At 60.6% G+C, this 251-nt stretch carries 1 protein-coding gene; it reads right to left on the bottom strand.

Translation table 11 applies throughout. The features are described 5' to 3' along the window. Positions 1 to 251, bottom strand: a 251-nt coding sequence (locus QSV46_RS40460; protein WP_314964310.1) for a flavin reductase family protein, incomplete at both ends; no start/stop codon positions are given.

Here is a 251-nt window from a genome sequence, read left to right as displayed (position 1 = left end):
CCGTAATACCGATTGGCCGCGCGGCATTGGAAATTGGCGACGCAATCGGTCAACACCGGCGCGTTGCCAAGCCCCGGCGTCCAGTTCACGCCGGCGAACTTGTCATCCGACGACTTTGCGAACTGCGACGCCAGCGCCTGCTGGGAAGCTCCGAGAACGTTGACCGCAAAATGGCTGGCGTTCTGGAAGATCGTAAGCCCCTGCGAAAACATCCCGAGACTCCACAACACCAGCGGCGGATTGAGCGATAC

Source organism: Bradyrhizobium cosmicum (assembly GCF_032290525.1).
Taxonomy (GTDB): domain Bacteria; phylum Pseudomonadota; class Alphaproteobacteria; order Rhizobiales; family Xanthobacteraceae; genus Bradyrhizobium; species Bradyrhizobium cosmicum_A.
Note: the sequence above shows the minus strand (reverse complement) of the source record. Positions and strands in the feature narration are given on the sequence as shown.